Raw genomic sequence first — 20,321 nt, forward strand, 5'->3', positions numbered from 1 at the left:
CCGGCGCTGGGCATTATCCTGACCCGATGGATAACTTTGCGGGCGGCACCGCCGTGCCTGAAACAGAACTGGACGCAGCCGACGTGGAAGTACCCGCCCCGCTCCTGCCGGTGGCGGAGCTGCACCTGCACATCGAGGGCACCCTCCAGCCCGAGCTGATCTTTGCGCTTGCTGAGCGGAACGGCATCGAGCTGCCGTATTCCAGCCTGGACGAGCTCCGGGAAAGGTATGAGTTCACGGACCTGCAGTCTTTCCTGGACCTGTACTACGCCAACATGGCGGTGCTGCAGACGGAAGAGGACTTCGCTGCCATGACCCATGCCTACCTCGAACGGGCCGCCGCTGCCGGGGTACGCCACGCCGAAATCATGATGGACCCGCAGGCGCACCTCGCGCGCGGCATACCGCTGGAAACCTGCGTCAACGGGGTTGCCTCGGTGCTGGCCACGTCACAGGAGGATTTCGGAATTTCCACCCTGCTGATCGCGGCTTTCCTGCGGGACCTGCCCGAGGACTCAGCCTTGGAAGTCCTGGACGGCCTGCTGGCCATGGACGCGCCGATTGCGGCCATTGGCCTGGATTCGGCCGAGGTGGGCAACCCGCCGTCCAAGTTCGAACGGCTCTACGCGAAGGCACGCGAAGCGGGTCTTCGGCTGACCGCCCACGCGGGCGAGGAAGGCCCGGCGTCGTACATCATCGAAGCCCTCGACATTTTGAGTGTTGAGCGGATTGACCACGGCATCCGCTGCATGGAAGACCCTGACCTGGTGGAGCGCCTGGTGGATGCGCGCATCCCGCTGACGGTGTGTCCGCTCTCCAACGTCCGGCTGCGGGCCGTTGACACCCTGGCAGACCACCCGCTGCCTGCCATGCTGGCTGCCGGCCTGAACGTGTCCGTCAACTCGGACGACCCGGCATATTTTGGCGGCTACGTGGATGACAACTTCGCGCAGCTCATCGCCGAATTCCAGCTCTCCGACTTCGACAGGGCACGGCTGGCCGCCAACTCCATCCACTCGTCCTTCGCCAGCGAGGAGCGGAAGGCGGAACTGCTGAACGAACTGAACGGCGGGGAAGCCACGGACTCGTAACGTGTCTCCTGCAGCAACCGCCGCGTCATGGCGCTAAACTGGGTGCCGCAGGCGTGTCCGGGATGTGCAGGGCGGCACCCATGTCAGCGCTCAAGGGTTGTGCAGTCAGCCCCGTTTCCCGAGACCTCAGCCTCACTTGTTGGCACGTCCGCTTAACAGTCGGTCACGACACGCAGTGTTAACCATTTCAAGTCGCGCGATGTAACGGGCAGTTGGCAAGATGCCTAAGACCGATCGCTTTTATAAAGGGGAATCATGGCCAAGTCCACCGCAGAAAACACCTTCCTTCGACTCAAGACCGTACTGGATGTCCTGACCGAAGGTGTGTGGTCCGGCGATGCACTGAACGCGGGCCAGGTCCTCGCCGAGGCGACCGCCCGGGTACCGTTCAACGAGCACGAAGCCGAACTCCTCAGCGGCGGCATTCCCCGTGGGCACAAGACCCTCACCTCGGCCACCGCCAAGCTGGTCAAGGCCGGCTGGCTCGTCAAGGGCCGCTCCGGCTGGACCATCACCGAGGAAGGCATGCGCGCCACGGTGGCTTTCCCCGACCCGGTGTCCTTCGCCACCGCGCTCGACGCCGGCACCGCGATTCCTGCCGACGTCAAGGTTCCCACTGCCCCTGACGGTTTCGTCCGCAGGACCAGCGCCGCCGCCGAAGCGCAGGGACCTGCAGCCGGCACCACGGAAACCAAGAAGACCGCCAGGAAGTCTCCGGCCAAGAAGGCCGCTGCAGCTGTGGGCAAGGCCGCCAAGGCGCTTGAGGACGCGGTGGAACCTGTTGTGAAGGCTGTAGGCAAGGGCAAGACGTCCGCCAAAACGGAAATGGCTGCTGCACCTGCGGATGCAGGTTCCTTCGAGGGCCCGGACGTCGAGACGCACCCCCAGCCCGAAGCGGTGGCTGTTGCAGGCGACTTCAACACCATCCTGGGCGCACCCGAAAACTGGGCGCCGCAGTACGACGAAGCGCAGATGGAGTTCGACTTCCTCGACCAGCTGTGGAAGAAGAGCGCCGAACTGCCCGCCGGCTTCTACACCTTCAAGATTGCGCTCAACCGCTCCTGGGACGAGAACTACGGTGCGTTTGGCGCTTTCGACGGCCCCAACCACGAACTGCACCACGCCGGCGGAACTGTCACCATCCGCTACAACCACAGCACCCGCGACATCACCATCAACTAACGGTTGTCCTCCCTCCCGACCAGTCAGCAGCAGGTGCCGTTAGGGCGCCTCAGGCATCAGCTGCTGCCTGGCCGGGAAGGGGCGGCGCGGACCGAGTGGAGGCACCATGGCGAGGCAGTCAGATTCCTCATCCGGAGCGCCCGGTTCCGCTGACGCCGATGCCGGTCCGGTCCGGTTGGAGGCGCGTGTTTTCGGTATGGTGCAGGGCGTCGGTTTCCGTTACCGGACCATGGGCAAGGCCGAGGAACTCGGGCTCACCGGCGAAGTGAAGAACCTCGACGACGGTTCGGTCGCCGTGGTCGCAGAGGGACCCAGGCCACAGGTCGGCCGCCTCCTCGAGTGGCTGAACTCCGGTCACACCCCAGGCCAGGTGGAGCGGGTCGAGGATTCGCGCTCCCCGGCCCACGGTACCTTCCAGGGCTTCAGCGCACGCTGATCGTCATTTCCGTTATTCACGCGGGCTGATGCCCAGGAAGGCGCCCAGCTCCTCCAACGCCGCGGGCTTGGCCGGCATGTAGCTGGTGAGTTCGGGGGAGCGGATGATCACTGCCCGCCACTGCCCCCGCGAGACGGCAACGTTGATACGGTTCCTGTTCAGCAGGAACTCGGCTCCCCGCGGTGTATCTCCTACGGCGGAGCAGGCCATGGACACGAGCACCACAGGTGCCTCCTGGCCCTGGAACTTGTCCACCGTTCCCACCCTGACCTGGGACAGGCCGGCTTCCTCCAGGGTCTTCCGGATCAGGTGGACCTGGGCGTTGTACGCCGCTACCACCAGCACGTCCTGCTGGTCCAGTGGCCTGGACTCTGCGTCCGGCCCGGGAGTCCACTTCAGCCCCAGATGCCGCCGTGCCTGGCGGACAACCTCGGCTGCCTCCTCCCTGGATGCAGTGGTGTTGCCGGAGTGTGCCACGAATGCTGTCTCTACGCCGGGGGGCAGTTCAGCGAGATTGCGTCGCGAGGCTGCCGGCGCAGATTTCAGTTTTCCTTCGTAGCTGAGCCGGGAGACTGCACGGCACAGTTCCGGCTGCATCCGCCAGCTGTCAGCCAGGAAGTAGCCAAGACTGGCAGGCAGGGTTGCTTGGCCGGCGGCCAGCCAGCCCAGCGCCGATTCATCCACAGGCTCCGGATGCGCACCCTGGCTGACCTGCGGGAGCTGCTGCGGATCACCGAGCAGGAGGAGCCGCTTCGCCGCGCGCGAAACAGCAAGGGTGTTGGCCAGTGAGAATTGTCCCGCCTCGTCAATCACCAGGAGGTCCAGCGCGCCCGCAGGGACTTCCTTGCCCGTCATGGTCCATGCCGTTCCGCCCACCAGGCAGCCATCCGGCGCTTCGAGCAGTTGGGCGACGTCGCCGTCGGACGTCAGGTGCCAGGGAACCTCGTGCGGCGCAGCCAGCTTCTTGGCCACCACAGCGGGGTCGACGCCACCGGTGGCAATGGCGCAGCACAGCAGGTTTTCCACCACGTTATGCGACTGGCCAACGACGCCGATCTTCCAGCCTTTCGCCACCAGCCGGCCGATGACATGGGCACCCACGTAGGTCTTTCCTGTTCCCGGAGGACCCTGCACCGCGAGGTAGGAGTGGTCAAGGTCCTGAAGCGAGGCCGTCATGGCTGCGGCATAATCTGCGGCGCCCGCTGCGTCATGGCGTACCTCCGCCGGGCCGGCGAACGTGCGAAACCGTGGTGCCCGCTTCCGCAGGATGTCCAGCCCCGGGTGGTCCGGCAGTGCCGGGACGGCGGAGCCCACGGCGCCGGCGATCTCGGCTAGGGCCGCCTCGATGCTGGTGGTGGGCAGCGGCTGGTCCTCCGTCAGAGCAACTGGCAGGTGCGGATAAGCGGCGATTTTTCCCGTCTCGCGCTCAGCGATGGTGATGATGGTGTGTTCCGGGTTGTCAGGTGCCGGAACCAGCGCGCTGATCCTTGTTCCAAACGAGTAGGCGCGGGCGCCGGGCGCAGCGTCGGGCGCAGCCATACCCTCCGGCGGCGGGGCATCGTACAGGCGGCACCAGGTGGAGTCCGCTCGGAAATCCGACCCCTCTGTCATGGTGCCGCGAAGCCGCAAAGTCCGGGTTCTCATCCGCTCCCTGGGCTTGGCAAGCACCCAGTCCGAGGTGACCTCCGCCGAAGACACCAGGAAAACGTTCCGTTGGTCCTGCCAGTTCTCGAGCGGTGCCTCCACCCGGTCGAAGTGCTGCCACCAGAACTGCTTGCGTTCGCGGCGGTGGTAGCCGGTGGCGGCGGCCACCATGGCGATGGCTCGCTCGTCATCGGTCCATGGGCGGTTGTCCGGCAGGCCTGAAAGGTATTCGCGAAGCCTGGCCTCTTCAGGTGTTTCCCCGGGGGCGGGCCGGCGTTCCGATGAAGTGCCGGGTGCGGGATGGCCGGCCGATGTCCCCACGCCAGCCTTCGCACCGGCCTGCCCGCCGACCTCCAGCAGCCAGTCCCGGAGCCGGAGGGTGGACAGGCAGTCGTACTGGTTGTAGTCCGAGATGGAGGCCAGGACCTTGTCAGCTTCAGCCTCATCTCCGACATCCCTGGCTGCACAGTAGGCGGCGTAGGCCACGACGGACGCTCCGGCGTCTTTGACCTCCCCGGAGCGCAGGTTGCTGCCCATGTACAGCGGTTCCAGTTTCTTGATGGAGTAGGACGGCTCCGAGATCCGCAGGGAATGCCGGACTGTGGCGTACAGGTCCACCAGCAGTCCTTCCCGGAGCCAGGCGTCCACCGTCTCTTCGCCGGCCTGGTGTGCCAGCGAGAGGTTGCGGAGGGCTGTCTTTTCGTAGGCCGCGTAGTGGTACACGTGCATGTCCGGGTAGCGGGCGCGGCGTTCCTCCACATACGCCAGGAAGTCCAGGAAGGCGCGGCGTTCCCCGGACCGGGAGTGCGCCCAGAACGGGCGGAATATGGGGTCGCCCTGATGGCCCGGCGCCGGCGCCTCAACCACTCCAGACAGGTACTCGATGCCCCACGCCCCGGTAGCGGGATCCTGCCACAGCGGGTCGCCCTCGAAGTCAAAGAAGATGTCTCCCGGGCTGGGTGGCGGCAGCAGCCCGATGGTGTTCTCCTGCAGGACGGCGAAGGAGACCGTATGGGGCGCCCCATCCTTGCTGAACGTCCGGGATCCCGCCACGGGGTCCAGTCCCAGCTGCATCCGTGCTTGGGCCCGCAGCCGGACCACGGAATTCCTGGCGTCCGCCGCAGGCATGGCTGCGAGTTCGTCAATCGTCGTCACACCCGCCGCGCGGAGTTTCTTGCGCTGCACTACTGACATACCCGCAACCATCAGCAGGTCCCGGTGGGCCTGCACCTGTTCCGCGCAGTAGTCGCACCTGCCGCAGTGGACGACGCCGCTTTGCTGCCACTGCACAGTGGCGCCGCCCTCCCTGTGGCACTCAGTCAACTCAAGGAAGCGCCGCCGTCGCTCGCGGAACACGGGCAGCAGGTCAGGAAGGGAATGGCTGCTGCGGAGCCAGTCCTCGCCTGCACGGGTCCCAAGCACAAGGGTGACCACCGGCGAGGGCTCGAGGCCCATTTCGAGAAGCTGGTCACCGTAGGCAGCGAGCTGCAGCAGGGCGCCCACCTTGGCATGCCGGGCCAGCTTGGTGTCCCAGACCTCGTAACGGCCGGGGTTGCCGGTACCCGCGGCCTCGTTGACCAGGAAGTCCGCATAGCCCAGGAACTCGCCGTCAAAGAAGGTTGCCTGGAAGACCACGTCCGCCCCGGACCGCAGGGCGAGCTCGGTCTCCGCGCGCTTGGCCTGCAGATCCCCGCGCAGGTTCCGGCCGCGCTCCAGGGAATAGACACCGCCGCCGCGGCTGGCATCCCATTCGCCGTACTTGGCGACCAGGCTGGCCAGGACGGTCTGCTCGTGCCGGTCGCCCAGTTCGCCGGCGCGCACCTGCATCTCGTCCGCGGGGTATTCCGCCTTGGCGGAGCGGCCCAGTTTCTCGTCGAGGATCCGGAGCGTGCGGTATTCACACTCGCTGGCAGCAACAAGATCGCTGGCGGAAAACACCAGGTCCGGCGGCGCACCGGCAGTTGCGGCTTCCAGCAGGAACATGCGGCCTCCCCATCAACAGCCAGGCTGTCATCAGCGGGCCCGGGGTACGGTTCCCCTGGCCCTGATCCAAACGTAGCAAGAGGGGCAGACAATATCCGTTCTAGCTCTCCGCTGCCGCACGCACCTGGGCTTTGTCGTGCGCGTCATGCGCTTTTCGTAGCAGGCCCAGGAACTCGGTTTCGTTGCGGATGAGCCGCTTGTACTTTTCCGGAAGTTTGCGGATCTGGTCCTCCTCGCGGCACATTGCGGCGAAGATCTTGTCCCGCTCGTTCATGTCCGTCTCGTAGTTGAGGTCCAGGTACTCAATGGCATGACGCCGGGCACCGGAGACGGCGTTTTTGGCCTTGCCCTTGGGGCTGAAGATTGATGCGAGGACGGTGATCACCAGGACGCCCAGGATCACACTGAGGGAGACGCCGGTGCTGACCTCCACCACGTTGACGTGCTCGCCGTCGTTGATGAACGGGAGGGTGTTCTCGTGGAGGGCGTGCAGGATGAGCTTGACGCCGATGAAGCCAAGAATGACTGCCAGACCGTAGGACAGGAAGATCAGCCGGTCCAGCAGGCCGTCAATCAGGAAGAACAGCTGCCGCAGGCCCATCAGGGAGAACGCCGTGGCCGTGAACACGATGAAGACGTTCTGGGTCAGGCCGAAGATCGCCGGGATGGAGTCCAGCGCGAACAGGATGTCCGTGCCGCCAATCGCCACCATGACCAGCAGCATGGGGGTGAGCACGCGCTTGCCGTTTTCGACGGTGAAGAGCTTGTCGCCGTCATAGTGTTCCGACGCCGGCAGGAACTTCTTGGCCAGCCGCACCACCAGGCCCTCGGAATCGTCGTCATGGCTGTCCGGCTTCAGCAGGTTGCCGGCGGTGATGAGCAGGATCAGCCCGAAGATGTAAAACACCCAGGCGAAGCTGTTGATCAGCGCGGCGCCCAGCAGGATGAAACCTGTGCGGGCGATGAGCGAAAAAACGATGCCGAACAGGAGGACCTTCTGCTGGTCGGCACGGGGCACCCGGAAACTGGCCATGATGATGAGGAAGACGAAGAGGTTGTCCACGGACAACGCCTTCTCCGTGATGTATCCCGCAAAGTATTCGGTGCCCATGGTGGACCCGCCGAACACCAGCACTCCCAACCCGAAAAGCACCGCGATGCCCACATAGATGGCGGACCAGACAGCGGACTCCTTGAGCGACGGAGTATGTGCTTTCCGCACATGGAAGAAGAAATCGAAGGCCAGCAGGCCTATGATCCCCACGATGGTCAGGGTCCAGACATAAGCAGGTACTTCCACGCGGCAGGCCTTTCGTTGGAGTCTCCTTAAAGCCTACCCACCTACGCCGGCTTCAGAAGCTCATGTTCCACGACAGCGGTGCGGGACAGCGTTTTGTAGCCTTCCTGTTCGAAGAGCACGGTGATGACGTCGTCCTCGTGCCGCATCACAAGGCCCGGTCCCCATTCCTTGTGGACCACGGAGGACTGGAGCGGGAACGGCTCGGCTGACTGGTCCTCCGGCGCCGGGCCGCCGTCGTTCGCCCCGTGAAGCGCCGGCACTTTGGCGGCCGCGTCAGTGCAGGCATCGCAGTTGCCGCATGCCTCCGCCAGCTCCTCGCCGAAGTAGCCCAGCAAGAACTGGCGCCGGCAGCTGTCCGTTTCAGCGTAGGCACGCATCATCGTGAGCCGGGACTGGTCAACGCGCTGCCGGGCTTCGGCACGTTCGACGGCGCCTCGCACCAGTGTGGGCAGCTTCGCTTTGGAGGCCAGGCGGATGCCGCGCTTCCCAAGGGCAATGGCGCCGGTTTCCTCGAGCTGGTTCAGCAGGCCGGTGAGGCGGCGGGCGGGAAGCTCAGTGAGCTCGGCCAGGGAAGGTTTGGGCGTGGGACCGCCCGCGGATTTCAGGACCTTCAGCACGGCCAGGAGCGAGTCGGGATCCGGGGAGTGGGTGGCAAAGAATTTCCGCAGGCCTAGATCCTCTGACCGGTAGTGGAGCACGGCGGACGCGGGCTCCCCGCCACGCCCGGCCCGCCCAATCTCCTGGTAGTACGAATCAAGCGACTCAGGAATGTCCGCGTGCACCACGAAACGCACATTGGGCTTGTCGATTCCCATGCCGAAGGCGGTGGTGGCAACCACAACGTCCAGTTCATCGTCCAGGAACTGTTCGTGGATGTGCTCCCGGTCCGCGGCGGAGCGTCCGGCGTGATACGCCTCCGCCCGCAGCCCTTCCTTGCCCAGCTTTGCTGCGTACTTCTCCGTGTCCTTGCGGGTGGCTGCATAGAGGAGGCCCTGCCCGTCACGCGCCAGGGCTGCCACCTGCTCCAGCACCGCCTTGCGTTTGCCCTTGTCCTCGTGGTGGCGCGCCACCTCCAGCCGGATGTTGGGCCGGTCGAAGCCACGCACCAGGACCAGTGGGTCCTTCATGCCCAGCCGCTCCACAATTTCGTCCCGGACCGGCGGGGACGCGGTGGCTGTCAAGGCTGCGACGGGAGGATTGCCCAACCGCTCGCGGACGTTGCCCAGGCTGAGGTAGTCGGGGCGGAAATCGTGGCCCCAGGAAGAAACGCAATGGGCCTCGTCCACCACGAACAGCGAAATGTCCAGGGCGGCGATGCGGTCCACGGTCTTCTGCTTGGCCAGCTGCTCGGGGGCGAGGAACAGGAACGTGGCCGTGCCGCTTTCCACAGCCTGCCATGCCGCCTCCACTTCCGAAGCGCTGTGGGAGGAGTTAACGGCGACGGCGGCGCCAGGGCCGAGGTCCCCTCCGAGCCCCTCCAGCTGGTCCTCCTGCAGGGCAATCAGCGGGGAAACCACGACGACGGGACGCCCTGTCGTGTTGTGAAGGTGCCGGGCAGCGACCTGGTAGATCGCGGATTTTCCGTAGCCGGTGGGCATGACAGCCAGGACGTCCCGGCCGCCGGCCAGGGCGGCCATGCCGGCAAGTTGACCATCACGCAGGTGGGGAAGGGAAAAGGACGATGCCGCGAGGGCGGCAAGGGCAAGATCGTCGGACATGTAGGTGCTCCGCGCAGAGTGGTTCCTGCGGCCGCTTGCTTCAGCCGAGGTAACCAGCCTAACCCGACCTGACCGCCGCCGCCGTCGTCCGCCGCTGTGAAGGTGCCGGCGCGGAAGGGGGATGTACTCCTTGACTTCGCCATTGCCCTGAACAAGTGTGGAAAGGAAACCGGTCCGCCGAAGTCCAGGATGGCGACCGGACCTGCAGAACGCGAGGAGAACCAGCCGTGACGCGCAAGAATCCTGATGTGGAAGAGGCTGACGAGTCTGACATCGAAGTCAGCGGCCATCCGAAAAATTGGGCGGCGGGAGTGCCTGGCGTCTATCACTCCATGCAGCCGGCCATAAAGCACATGGGCGTGGAGCGCTCAGCGAAGACACTGCTGGCGCTGAACCAGAAGGACGGCTTCGACTGCATGAGCTGCGCGTGGCCGGACCCGGGCCACCGCAAGACGTTCGAATTCTGCGAGAACGGCGCCAAGGCAGTCACCTGGGAGGCTACTCCGGTGGTCATCAGCAGGGAGTTCTGGGAAGAACATCCCCTCAGCGAACTGCGGGAACGCTCCGAATACTGGCTGGGCATGCAGGGACGGCTGACCGAGCCGGTGTACAAGCCCGCGGGGGAGGACCACTACCGGCCCGTGAGCTGGCACGCAGCGTTCGACATCATTGCGGACAAGCTGAAGTCACTGCCCAGCCCGGACCAGGCAGCCTTCTACACCAGCGGCCGCACCTCCAATGAGGCCGCCTTCCTGTACCAGCTGTTCATCCGCGGGTACGGCACCAACAACCTCCCGGACTGCTCCAACATGTGCCACGAGTCGTCCGGCTGGGGCATGGGGCAGACCATCGGCGTCGGCAAGGCCACAGTCTCCTATGACGACTTCGGCAAAGCCGACCTGATCATCATCATGGGCCAGAACCCGGGCACCAACCATCCCCGGATGCTCACGGCCCTGGAGGAAGCCAAGGAGGCCGGCGCACGGATCGTCGCGATCAACCCGCTACCCGAGGCAGGCCTGATGCGTTACAAGAACCCGCAGAAGGTCAAGGGCATCATCGGGCGGGGCACGGACCTGGCGGACCAGTTCCTGCAGGTACGGATTGGTGGCGACATGGCGCTCCTGCAGGCGGTATCAAAGCGGGTCCTCGACGCCGAAGCCGCGAATCCGGGAACGGTGCTGGACCATCAGTTCCTGGCGGAACACTGCCAGGGGCTGGAAGAGCTCCGTGCGCACCTTGCGGAACTGGACGAGGGCGCCGTCCTCGAAGCCACGGGGCTGCGGAGCGAGGAGATCGACGAGCTGGCGGACCGCTACATGGCGGCGGACAAGGTGATCATCACCTGGGCCATGGGCATCACACAGCACAAGAAGGCAGTGGCCACCATCAAGGAGATCATTAACCTGCTGCTGCTTCGGGGCAACATCGGCAAGCCCGGCGCGGGCGCTTCACCTATCCGCGGGCACAGCAATGTCCAGGGTGACCGCACCATGGGTATCTGGGAACAGATGCCGCCGGCCTTCCTGGATGCCCTGGGGAAGGAATTCAGCTTCGAACCGCCGCGGAGCCACGGTGCGGACGCCGTGGAAACCATCCGGCAGATGCGCGACGGCGGGATCAAGGTGTTCATTGCGATGGGCGGCAACTTCGTGGGCGCCATGTCCGACACCCGGGCTGCCGAGGCCGCCATGGAAGGCACCGAACTCTCCGTCCAGATTTCCACCAAGCTCAACCACTCGCACGCCGTGACCGGCGCGGAAGCCCTGATCCTGCCCACGCTGGGGCGGACCGAGATCGACCGGCAGGAGTCCGGGCCGCAGTTCGTCTCGGTGGAGGACACGGTCTGTGCCGTGCACCCCTCGCACGGCACCGTTGAGCCGGTGGCGCCGGGGCTGCTCTCGGAAGTGGCGATCGTCTGCCAGCTGGCCCGGCGCGTGCTGGGGGACAAGCTTTCCGCGGACTGGGCCGGTTTCCAAAAGGACTACGACCTGATCCGCGAGCACATCTCCCATGTGGTGGTGGGCTGCGAGGACTACAACCGGAAGATCCGCCAGGAAGGCGGTTTCGTCCTGCCGAACGGCCCGCGCGACTCCCGCACCTTCAACACACCCACCGGCAAGGCCATCCTGACCGTGAACGAACTGGAACATGTGGAGCGTCCCGCCGGCACCCTGATCCTGCAAAGCATGCGCTCGCACGACCAGTTCAACACCACCATCTACGGGCACAATGACCGTTACCGGGGTATCAGGAAGGGCCGCGAGGTGGTGTTCGTGAACCCTGCGGACCTCGCCGAACTGGGGCTTGAAGACGGGCAGCATGTGGACGTGCGCGGCGTCTATCCGGACAACGTGGAGCGCGTCCTCAGGAACTACCGCGTGGTGTCCTACCCTTCGGCGCGGGGATGCGCGGCCGCGTACTATCCCGAGGCCAACGTCCTGGTGCCGCTGGAGAGTGTGGCGGAAGGCAGCCAAACACCGGTGTCCAAAGCCGTGATCGTCAAGCTCGAACCCGTTGCCGTCCGCGAAGAGGAGACCGCAGGCTCCCGGTAACTACTGGGCAGTGTCTGCCCAGCCCTTGCTGGCAGGGCCGGCGTCGTGGCCGTCATCGCACAGTTGGAAGGCCACGTCCGCCGCTTTGGCAACTGACGCCGTCGATGCTTCCTTGGTGCCGGCACTGCCGGTCCCGGCTTCCAGTCCTGCCGCGTACCCCACCATGAAGGTGGTCACCGGGGCGGCGGCATGGATCACCGAGTCGGCCGATTTCCGTGCCAGCTCCAGAAGGAGTTCGTGGTCCACTTTCAAATCCAGAATCTGCAGCGCCTGCGCCAGCCGGTTGCTCCACTGGTCCAGGATCTGCATTTCGTCTTCGTTGGCCGGCATGTCCGCTCCTTAGGTGTCGCTCGTTGGCTCGCTCTCCGTGCCGAGACTACAAGGGTTCGGAGTGGAAGTCACCGCTTCCGGTTGCACGCGGACCCCTAATCCACAATCAGGTAGAAAGCCAGCCTTAATACCCCTAGATATGACAGCGGGCCCCTGCTTAGACTGGGCGCACCCCACTCCAGGAAGCTCCGGCACCTGATTCTCCACCCGTCAGCAGATGCTGGACCGTGCCTGTCCGGCGGGGTGCGCATCACCACTCATGAATCACGGCCGCCCCACCGGGCGATCACCGTGGGATAAACAGGAGAAAAAGATGACAGGGAACAAAGCCGTTGCCTACAAAGCGCCCGGGAAAGTCGAACTGATCGATATCGACTACCCCACGTTCGAACTCAAGGACGGGCCAGGGGTCAACCCCGCCAACGTCGGGCGCGCCGTGAACCACGGCGTCATTCTTAAAACAGTTGCCACCAACATCTGCGGGTCGGATCAGCACATGGTGCGAGGACGCACCACAGCCCCGCCGAACCTGGTGCTCGGGCATGAAATCACAGGCGAAGTGGTGGAGGTGGGCCGCGACGTCGAGTTCATCAAGGTCGGCGACCTGTGTTCGGTACCGTTTAACATCGCCTGCGGCCGCTGCCGGAACTGCAAGGAACGCAAGACCGGCATCTGCCTGAACGTGAACCCGGACCGCCCGGGCAGCGCCTACGGGTACGTGGACATGGGCGGCTGGGTGGGCGGCCAGGCCAACTACGTGCTGGTGCCCTACGCCGACTGGAACCTGCTGAAGTTCCCGGACAAGGACCGGGCCATGGAGAAGATCCTGGACCTGGCCATGCTCTCGGACATCTTCCCCACCGGATTCCACGGTGCCGTCAGCGCCGGAGTAGGCGTTGGCTCCACGGTCTACGTGGCCGGGGCCGGTCCCGTTGGCCTCGCAGCAGCGACCAGCGCACACCTGCTGGGCGCCGCCGTCGTGATTGTGGGCGACCTGAACGAGGACAGGCTGGCGCGGGCGCGCAGCTTCGGCTGCGAAACTGTGGACCTCACCAAGGGCGGCCCGGCGGAGCAGATCGAGCAGATCCTCGGTGTCCCGGAAGTGGACTGCGGCGTGGATGCCGTGGGCTTCGAGGCGCGCGGCCACGGCCACGGCAAGGACGCCGAAGAAGCGCCGGCCACCGTGCTGAACTCGCTGATGGACATCACCGCTGCCGGCGGTGCACTGGGCATCCCCGGGCTATACGTGACGGGCGATCCGGGCGGCATTGATGAGGCCGCCAAGAAGGGTGCCCTCAGCCTGAGCCTGGGTACCGGTTGGGCGAAGTCCCTGAGCTTCACCACCGGCCAGTGCCCGGTGATGAAGTACAACCGCCAGCTGATGATGGCCATCCTGAACGACAGGGTGAGCATCGCCAAGAACGTGAACGCCAAGGCGATCACGCTGGAGGAAGCCCCGCAGGGCTACGCGGAGTTCGACGCCGGAGCGGCCACCAAGTACGTCCTTAACCCGAACGGCTACCTGAGCTAGCCGGAGGCAGGTTGCGGACGGTGCTGTCAGTTAGGGGCGGGTGCGGAAATAGTTGTCCTTCAGCTGAGGTTAGGCTGAAGGACACACCGCATCGAAGGAGATCCCCTTGAGTGACATCACCGTCCGCCACACCCCCGGCCGCGAGCGTTTCGAGATCCTCGACGCCGGCAACGTGATCGGTAAGGCGGCCTACAAGGAGTACGACGGCGGCGCCTCACCGGAGCGGGTTTTCTACCACACCGTGATCAACGAGGAATACGGCGGGCAGGGGCTTGCGGGCCGGCTCGCTACGGTTGCCCTGGACGAGACGGTCAAGGCCGGCGTGGGCATCGTTCCGGTCTGCCCCTTCATCAAGAAGTTCCTCACCAAGCATCCCGAATACGCCGGCAACGCGCTGGCCGTGAAGCCTGCGCACCTGGAGTTCCTGAACGGAGCACTGGCCGGCCGCAGCCGCTGACCGGCCCCCCGTCTCCACCCGCCGTCGCGTTCTTGACGCGCAATCTCAACCTCGACGCGCAGATTCCTGGGCGCGCCCGTATAAACGGTGCGCCAGGTAATTTCCGCGTCGAGAAGCATTTTGCGCGTCGGGGCGGGCCGGGTGCTGCGACTGAGGTATTGATGTGCGACAGGAGCTCCAATGGCGGACCCAGTGCTGCGCCCGGCCGGACGCCATTTCCGCCAGCCCCGCCGTGCACAGAAACGGCTGGTATTGCTGTTCTCTGCCGTGGTCCTGGTGATCGCAGCCATCGTAGCGCTGGCCGCCGTGCGGTCGGAGCCGTTCACAGGCACGGCAGCAGCCCCGGTTCCCGCGGTGATCCAAGAGACCCCGGTGGCTGTGGCCCCGGCATCGCTCCAAAACCGCATTGACGCTGTCCTTGAAGAGAATGCGGATTACAGGATCGGGCTGGCGCTGGCGGACGTATCCGGCGATGCGGCGCTGACGTTCGGGGACAAAGACGTCTTCGCTGCCGCCAGCACGGCGAAGATCATCACGGCAGCGGCGTTCTACCACTTGGTGGAAACCGGGGAGGCTGACCTGCACAATCCGTTGGGGGACTATGACGCGGCGTTTCAGCTTGAGGCCATGGTGAACGACAGTAACAACGATTCCTGGCTGCTGCTGATGGATGCCGTTGGGTTCCCGCAGCTGGCGGCTTATGCCACCTCCATGGGTGTCACCTACGACCCCGTGGAGAATCGCCTGACCCCCGCGGATATGGCACTGGTCCTGAAGAAGCTCTATGCCGGAGACCTGCTCAACGCGGACAACACCGCCCAGCTGCTCAGTTACATGCAGGAGACCAACAACGAGGACCTGATCCCTGCCGGATCACAGGCCGGCGTGGAAGTGTTCCATAAGTACGGGGAGTTGGACGGCGAACTCCACGACGCAGCGGTCCTGACCTATGGTGGCTCCTCGTTTGTGCTGGTGATCTATACCGAGAATCCCGAGGGTCGTCAAGAGCCGGCGCAGGCTGATGTCATCCGTGAACTCACCGGCATCGTTGAGGAATCGCTGTTCCCGCCCGTGCAGGCCGGTGGCAGGGCACGTTAGTTCATGAAAGTCGCGCCGTCCCGGCAGGGTGCAGCAGACTGTTTCCGTGAGCAACAAATCCCGGACTGCCCTGGCCGTCGCCGGCCTTAGCCTGGGCACGGCACTGAACCCCCTCAACTCCTCAATGATTGCCGTTGCGCTGGTGGTGCTCCGCGGCGACTTCGGACTCGACGTCGCTGCCGTTACCTGGGTGGTCACGGCGTTCTACCTTGCCTCCGCTGCGGGGCAGCCGGTGATGGGGAGGCTGGCCGACCGGTTTGGACCGCGGCGGATGTTCATGCTGGGCATGGCGCTCGTGGCGGTCACCTGCGCGCTGGCGCCGCTCGCCCCGAACTTCACGCTACTCTGCGTGGCGCGGGCCGTGATGGCACTTGGCACGGCTACCGCCTATCCCAGTGCCGTGGTGATGGTGGGAGCCATAGCGCACCAAGCCAACGTGGAGCCCGCCCGCCCCTTGGGTATTCTCCAGATGTCCAACACCTCCGCGGCCGCCGTCGGACCGGTAGTGGGCGGGCTGCTGGTGAGCTTTGTGGGCTGGGAAGCGTTGTTCCTGATTAACATCCCGCTCGCACTGGCTGCGCTGTTGGTCGTGCGGCAGGCGGCGCCCGCGGACCAGGCCCGGGAACGCGGCAGCGTGGCCGAGCTGCTGAGGGACTCCGATATCCCCGGCATCCTGGGCTTTGTGAGTGCGCTGCTGCTGGTGATGATGGCAGCGCTAAATGTGGCGCCGGGTTTCCGCTGGTGGATGCTGGCCGCCGGAACGGTGCTCGCCGCTCTCTTCGTCTTGCGGGAGCTGCGTTTCGCCCGCCCGTTCCTGGACCTGAGGCTGCTGGGCCGCAACCGGCCGCTGATGCTGGTTTACCTTGCCTTCGCGGTGTTCAGCAGCGTTTACTACTTTGTCTTCTTCGGCCTGCCGCAGCTCCTGCAGGAAGCAGGCGGTTACGATCCCGGCGTCGTGGGCCTGCTGATGCTGCCGCTCGCGGGCATGTCCGTCCTGGCCACGCCCTGGGCTGTCAAGGCGATGGGAAAGTTTGGTGTGCGGCGGGTGCTCATCGTCGGGGTCGGGCTCTTAACCGTGGCGGCCGCCCTGATGTGGCTGCTGACCGGCACCTTGGTGATCCCGCTGGTGGTGGTGTTGACCGCGCTAATGGGTGTGCCTTACGGGACGGTGGGAATCGCCACGAACCAGGGCATGTTCGTCTCCATCCGGCCACAGGAGCGCGGTGTTGCGGCGGGGATTTACCAGACTTGCCGCTACGTCGGCGCCATTACCGCCACCGTGATGATTGGTGTGTTCGCAAGCGGCGGGGTGGACCAGGGAAGCTGGGCCCGGATGGTCCTGGCGATGCTGGCCCTGTGCGTGGTGACACTCGCTGTGAGCCTGGTCTGGAAAGCACCTGCCAGACACTGAGTTCCGGAAGGCCGGACAGGCGGGATCCGGGAGGCTTATCGTGGATATATGGACAATCCAAAGGTGCAGCTGTACCTGGACATCACCGCCAAAGGCCTGTGCATTCTGGGCGCCGCGCTGATGATCTTTGGCCGCGGCGCATGGTTCTACGTGGGCGTGGCCATCGTGGTCCTGGGCGTGCTGTTCATCGGAGGCTCTCTGGCAGCCACTCGTAAGCTTCGCGGGCGCAAGTGGGACGGCACCCGCCGTACCTGACCGGGCGCAGCGCCGTCCCTCCCCGCTAGTCCCGCCGTCGTGCGTGTTTTCCTGCCTGTTACGTGTACATGAGCGAGCCGGGCGTGGTGAGCTTTTCACCGGTTTCCAGCCAGGTCTTGAGGCCGGAGAGGATCATTGGCCAGCCACCGTAAAGCTGTTCGTTGGCGCCTTCCCGGAGGTCGCTGTGGGTGACGGTGAGGCGGCAGGAGTCACCTACGGGTTCAATGTCCCACGTGATCTTCGACGTTCCCTCTGCCTTGACGTCCTCGCCCCACAGCGCGCGCATGGTCTGGACCAGCCGGCGGGGCGGGTCCACCTCCAGGTTCTCGCCCTCGCCCAAAGGTGCTCCGGCATTGGCGTTGTTCATGGTGAAGCTGCTGCCCGGGGTCCAGTCCGTGTCGATGGTGTTCCCGAACTGGTACTTGCTGCGGATCTCACTGTCCGTGATGGCCTCCCAGAGCCGTTCCGGCGTGGTCTTGATATAGATTTCGAAGATCTTTTCCATGGGACTTTCCAATCTGGATTTGAGGTCGCTGAGGCCAGCGGCCCATGGTTCTGCATATTTGCTGACCCAGCGGTCGTGGATGAGCCGGATGGGCACGGGATTCAGGAAGTGCAGCTTTTCCCGCCCCCGACGACGGGTCACCACCAGGCCTGCATCTTCCAGGAGCTTGAGGTGCTTGGCAATCCCGAAGCGGGTCATGTCGAAGCGGGCCTCAAGCGCACTCAGGGACTGCCCGTCCTCGCGGAACAGCTCGTCCAGGAGGTCCCTGCGGGTGGGGTCGGAGAGTGCCTTGAACACTGCGTCCATAGGACCAATAATAGGTGACCATATAGTCACATATCAAGACTGTGTGAAGATATTTTTGTGCTCCCGCTGAGTGACATTGCCGCCGTCCGAGCGACGGTTGATGATCAATGGTGCTCACCTGTGGCGGATGCCGTGGGGGAGCTTTGGCATGTCGCGCCTGGCGGGCTTCGGTTCTGGCGATCTTCCGCCGTGCACGTGTTTGTTGTGCCGCCGGGGATCGATGGCCGCGGTGTGCTGTATGCGCGCTGTGCGCCCTACGACGGACCTGCCGGTCACCGGCTGCGCCAGGGCGCTCGGCGCCACGAACACCTCCGCGCGGCAGGCGCCGCCGTGGCAGATCTAGCTAGATCGCGGCACGGCAGGACTGTGGAACGGGTCAGCACACCCCTGGGGGATATGGCTGCGTGCGTGCTGCGAAGGGTGGAGGGCGAGGAGCTGGAGACGGGCGACCTCACAGCTGACGACGCTCTTGCTTGGGGCCTGGCACTGGTGGACTTCCACCTGACAGCAGACAAAGCACGTCCCCACGCTGACCTCCGCCCGGAGCCGGTGTGTCCCGCCAACGCATTTACCGCCCTGGCCGCCGAAGCAGAAGCCCAAAGTGACGCTGACCTTGCCCTGGCAGCGGGCCGCCTGGGCCGGTTGTATGACCGGCAGGACCCGAAACCCCTGGTATTGGGCCATGGCGATTTTGAGCTGGACAACCTGCGCTGGTCAGGAGGGCAGGCAGCCTGCTTTGACCTGGATGAGTCTGGGATGATGCCTGCCGCTGCCGACGTTGCCTCCGCGGTGCGCGACCTCCTGGGGCTCCATCCCGCCTCACCGCAGCATCCGGAGCTGCTCGCGGCGTTCCTCGAGGGCTACCGCCAGGGATCAGGGCAGGTCATCAGCCCGGATGAGCTCCTCCTGCACCGGGCCTCCTTCGCCGCCAGGCAGCTCCTCGAAGCACCCGCAGTCCTCGACGTGGACGCCGCCGGTACCGGCTGGCTACCGGACCTGGCCGCCTCCTTGGTCAGCCACTACGCCGGCGAGCGCCACATCGTCATGGGGACTGCCGCCGTCGTTCCCTAAGCGCGGTCGCTTACCTTGTCCGGGGTTGGTTTGGCGACCGGCCGCGGATCCAGCCACACCCGCTCCCGAGGACCCGGCGGATATGCGTGCTGCTTTCCGGCCAGGGTGATGATCCACGCAACCACCACGGGCAGCGCTGCCGCCACGGGAACCAGCAGCGGACCGCCCACCACCAGTGCGGCAGAGCCATACAGCGCGCCCACAGTGATGCCCAACTGGATGGTCAGCACCGTGAGGCCGTTGGCGGCTTCCTGGTATTCCCCGCCGGCGCGCAGGATGGCCGACTGGTTGTAGATGCCGATGGCGCCGAGCCCTGCACCCCAAACGGTCATGAGGACCAGGGCGACGGTGAAGTTGCCCGCTGCCAAGGGCAGGAAGAACATGGAAAGGGCGATCGCCGTCGTCGTCACCAAAAGGGAACGCCGCGGCCGTGAGTCCACCGTCAGGCCCGCAATCCAGATGCCGAGCAGGCCGGAGCCGCCCAGGACCGTCAGCGAAAGGCTGATGGCGTGATCGGGGAAACCGGCCTCGCGGATAAACGGCGCGATATACGTGAACAGGGCAAAGTGGGCCAGGACCAGCAGCGGCCAGGCGATCGCGACCGACTTCACGCCGGGCTGGGCGATCGCTTTGCGGAGCGAAGGCCGGACGGCGTCGGTAATGCGCTGGACGCGCGGCAGCAGGAAGAACGCCAGCACAGTCAGGACCAGACCGAACCCGGCCAGCACCATGAAAGCGGCCCGCCAGCCGAGGAACCCGCCGAGCGCCGTGCCCACGGGTGCGCCGATGGCCAGGCCCAGGCTGTTGCCGCTGAAGACGATGGCCAGGGCCTTGCCCACCTTGTCCGCCGGGACCACCCTGGTAACGAACGGAGCCATGGTGGTCCAGAGCAGTCCGTGGGCGAGGCCGCCCACGAGCCGGGCAATCATCGCGGAGGTGAAGTCCGGCGCCAGCCCCACCATGGCGTTACTGGCGGCGAAGGTAAGGACGAGTCCCACCAGCAGTGCGTGCCGCGGTATCTTGACCAGCAGCCGCGCAGCCGGGACCACCGTGACCACAATGACCGCGGCATAGGCCGCTGCCAAGTAACCGGCTACGGGTTCCGATACGTTAAGGCCGCTGCTGATCTGCGGCAGCAGCCCGGACGGCAGGAGTTCGGTGGTGATGGCGGTGAAGGCAATGGTGGCTAAAACCAGCATTGCGGCGTAGGGAAAACGGGCAGGCGCCGGCGCGGAAATCGCGGAAGACATGGGGGTGGGATCCATTCAAGGGGAGGGGCGGAACGCGGCGTTGCTGGCCGGACAAATTCCTCCCTTAAATTTACAGGATCCCGCCCCCTGCTCGGTGCGTTTTCCGGCGAGTCTAACCGTGTCCGGCTGCCGCTGGTGCAGCCCGCCGCACTATGATCTTTCTCATGGTTTCAGCAGAGCAGGCAGCAGCAGGCAGCA

16 protein-coding genes are annotated in these 20,321 nt (G+C 65.2%); 10 read left to right on the top strand and 6 right to left on the bottom strand.

Annotated elements, in window-relative coordinates:
* Nucleotides 1–26 precede the first annotated feature (26 nt).
* The 3 genes from CXX84_RS15410 (at nucleotide 27) to CXX84_RS15420 (ending at nucleotide 2,709) form a co-directional block, all read left to right on the top strand.
* Nucleotides 27–1,091 carry an adenosine deaminase gene (locus CXX84_RS15410; protein WP_189337614.1) on the top strand — a complete coding sequence of 355 codons (1,065 nt, stop codon included), beginning with the start codon at nucleotides 27–29 and terminating at the stop codon, nucleotides 1,089–1,091.
* 255 nt (nucleotides 1,092–1,346) lie between these two features.
* The gene (locus tag CXX84_RS15415) at nucleotides 1,347–2,273 is read left to right on the top strand and encodes a glycosidase (protein ID WP_102977596.1); all 927 of its coding nucleotides are present in this window, start codon (nucleotides 1,347–1,349) and stop codon (nucleotides 2,271–2,273) included.
* Nucleotides 2,274–2,379: 106 nt separating this feature from the next.
* Nucleotides 2,380–2,709 (top strand): acylphosphatase, encoded by a 330-nt coding sequence (locus CXX84_RS15420; RefSeq protein WP_102977597.1) that lies wholly within the window; start codon nucleotides 2,380–2,382, stop codon nucleotides 2,707–2,709.
* A 12-nt stretch (nucleotides 2,710–2,721) separates the two neighbouring features.
* On the opposite strand, the gene CXX84_RS15425 is transcribed toward CXX84_RS15420, so the two are convergent.
* From CXX84_RS15425 to CXX84_RS15435, 3 genes are all read right to left on the bottom strand, one after another.
* Complete coding sequence (locus CXX84_RS15425) at nucleotides 2,722–6,336, bottom strand: TM0106 family RecB-like putative nuclease (RefSeq protein WP_102977598.1); 3,615 nt, start codon at nucleotides 6,334–6,336, stop codon at nucleotides 2,722–2,724.
* A 100-nt stretch (nucleotides 6,337–6,436) separates the two neighbouring features.
* Complete coding sequence (locus CXX84_RS15430) at nucleotides 6,437–7,636, bottom strand: TerC family protein (protein ID WP_102977599.1); 1,200 nt, start codon at nucleotides 7,634–7,636, stop codon at nucleotides 6,437–6,439.
* 41 nt (nucleotides 7,637–7,677) lie between these two features.
* On the bottom strand, nucleotides 7,678–9,354 hold the full coding sequence (locus CXX84_RS15435; RefSeq protein ID WP_102977600.1) for a RecQ family ATP-dependent DNA helicase: 1,677 nt from the start codon (nucleotides 9,352–9,354) through the stop codon (nucleotides 7,678–7,680).
* A 227-nt stretch (nucleotides 9,355–9,581) separates the two neighbouring features.
* Between CXX84_RS15435 and CXX84_RS15440 the strand changes: the two genes are divergently transcribed.
* Nucleotides 9,582–11,909: an FdhF/YdeP family oxidoreductase gene (locus CXX84_RS15440; RefSeq protein WP_102977601.1), complete on the top strand. Its 2,328-nt coding sequence runs from the start codon at nucleotides 9,582–9,584 to the stop codon at nucleotides 11,907–11,909.
* Here the strand turns inward: CXX84_RS15440 and CXX84_RS15445 are convergent, their stop codons facing one another.
* Nucleotides 11,910–12,239 (bottom strand): DUF6457 domain-containing protein, encoded by a 330-nt coding sequence (locus CXX84_RS15445; protein WP_102977602.1) that lies wholly within the window; start codon nucleotides 12,237–12,239, stop codon nucleotides 11,910–11,912.
* A gap of 313 nt (nucleotides 12,240–12,552) precedes the next feature.
* Here CXX84_RS15445 and fdhA point away from each other — a divergent pair, with 313 nt between their 5' ends.
* The 5 genes from fdhA (at nucleotide 12,553) to CXX84_RS15470 (ending at nucleotide 16,991) form a co-directional block, all read left to right on the top strand.
* The gene (fdhA, locus tag CXX84_RS15450) at nucleotides 12,553–13,770 is read left to right on the top strand and encodes a formaldehyde dehydrogenase, glutathione-independent (RefSeq protein WP_102977603.1); all 1,218 of its coding nucleotides are present in this window, start codon (nucleotides 12,553–12,555) and stop codon (nucleotides 13,768–13,770) included.
* 106 nt (nucleotides 13,771–13,876) lie between these two features.
* Nucleotides 13,877–14,227, top strand: coding sequence for a GNAT family N-acetyltransferase (locus CXX84_RS15455; protein WP_102977604.1), 351 nt, complete (start codon nucleotides 13,877–13,879; stop codon nucleotides 14,225–14,227).
* Nucleotides 14,228–14,407: 180 nt separating this feature from the next.
* Nucleotides 14,408–15,325, top strand: a complete 918-nt coding sequence (locus CXX84_RS15460) for a serine hydrolase (RefSeq protein WP_102977605.1) — start codon at nucleotides 14,408–14,410, stop codon at nucleotides 15,323–15,325.
* Between the two features lie 46 nt (nucleotides 15,326–15,371).
* Nucleotides 15,372–16,736, top strand: a complete 1,365-nt coding sequence (locus CXX84_RS15465; RefSeq protein ID WP_102977632.1) for an MFS transporter — start codon at nucleotides 15,372–15,374, stop codon at nucleotides 16,734–16,736.
* A 48-nt stretch (nucleotides 16,737–16,784) separates the two neighbouring features.
* Complete coding sequence (locus CXX84_RS15470) at nucleotides 16,785–16,991, top strand: hypothetical protein (protein ID WP_102977606.1); 207 nt, start codon at nucleotides 16,785–16,787, stop codon at nucleotides 16,989–16,991.
* Between the two features lie 58 nt (nucleotides 16,992–17,049).
* Here the strand turns inward: CXX84_RS15470 and CXX84_RS15475 are convergent, their stop codons facing one another.
* Entirely contained in the window at nucleotides 17,050–17,802 is a 753-nt protein-coding gene (locus tag CXX84_RS15475) for an ArsR/SmtB family transcription factor (protein ID WP_102977607.1), read from the bottom strand.
* Between the two features lie 330 nt (nucleotides 17,803–18,132).
* On the opposite strand from CXX84_RS15475, the gene CXX84_RS15480 reads away from it, so the two are divergent.
* A complete protein-coding gene (locus CXX84_RS15480) occupies nucleotides 18,133–18,873 on the top strand; it encodes a phosphotransferase (RefSeq protein ID WP_189337615.1) in 741 nt (246 codons plus the stop codon).
* On the opposite strand, the gene CXX84_RS15485 is transcribed toward CXX84_RS15480, so the two are convergent.
* Nucleotides 18,870–20,123, bottom strand: coding sequence for an MFS transporter (locus tag CXX84_RS15485; protein WP_102977609.1), 1,254 nt, complete (start codon nucleotides 20,121–20,123; stop codon nucleotides 18,870–18,872). The two genes, CXX84_RS15480 and CXX84_RS15485, sit on opposite strands and share 4 nt — an antisense overlap.
* Nucleotides 20,124–20,321: the final 198 nt, after the last annotated feature.

It is taken from the genome of Arthrobacter sp. AFG7.2, from assembly GCF_002892835.1.
Taxonomy (GTDB): Bacteria; Actinomycetota; Actinomycetes; order Actinomycetales; family Micrococcaceae; genus Arthrobacter.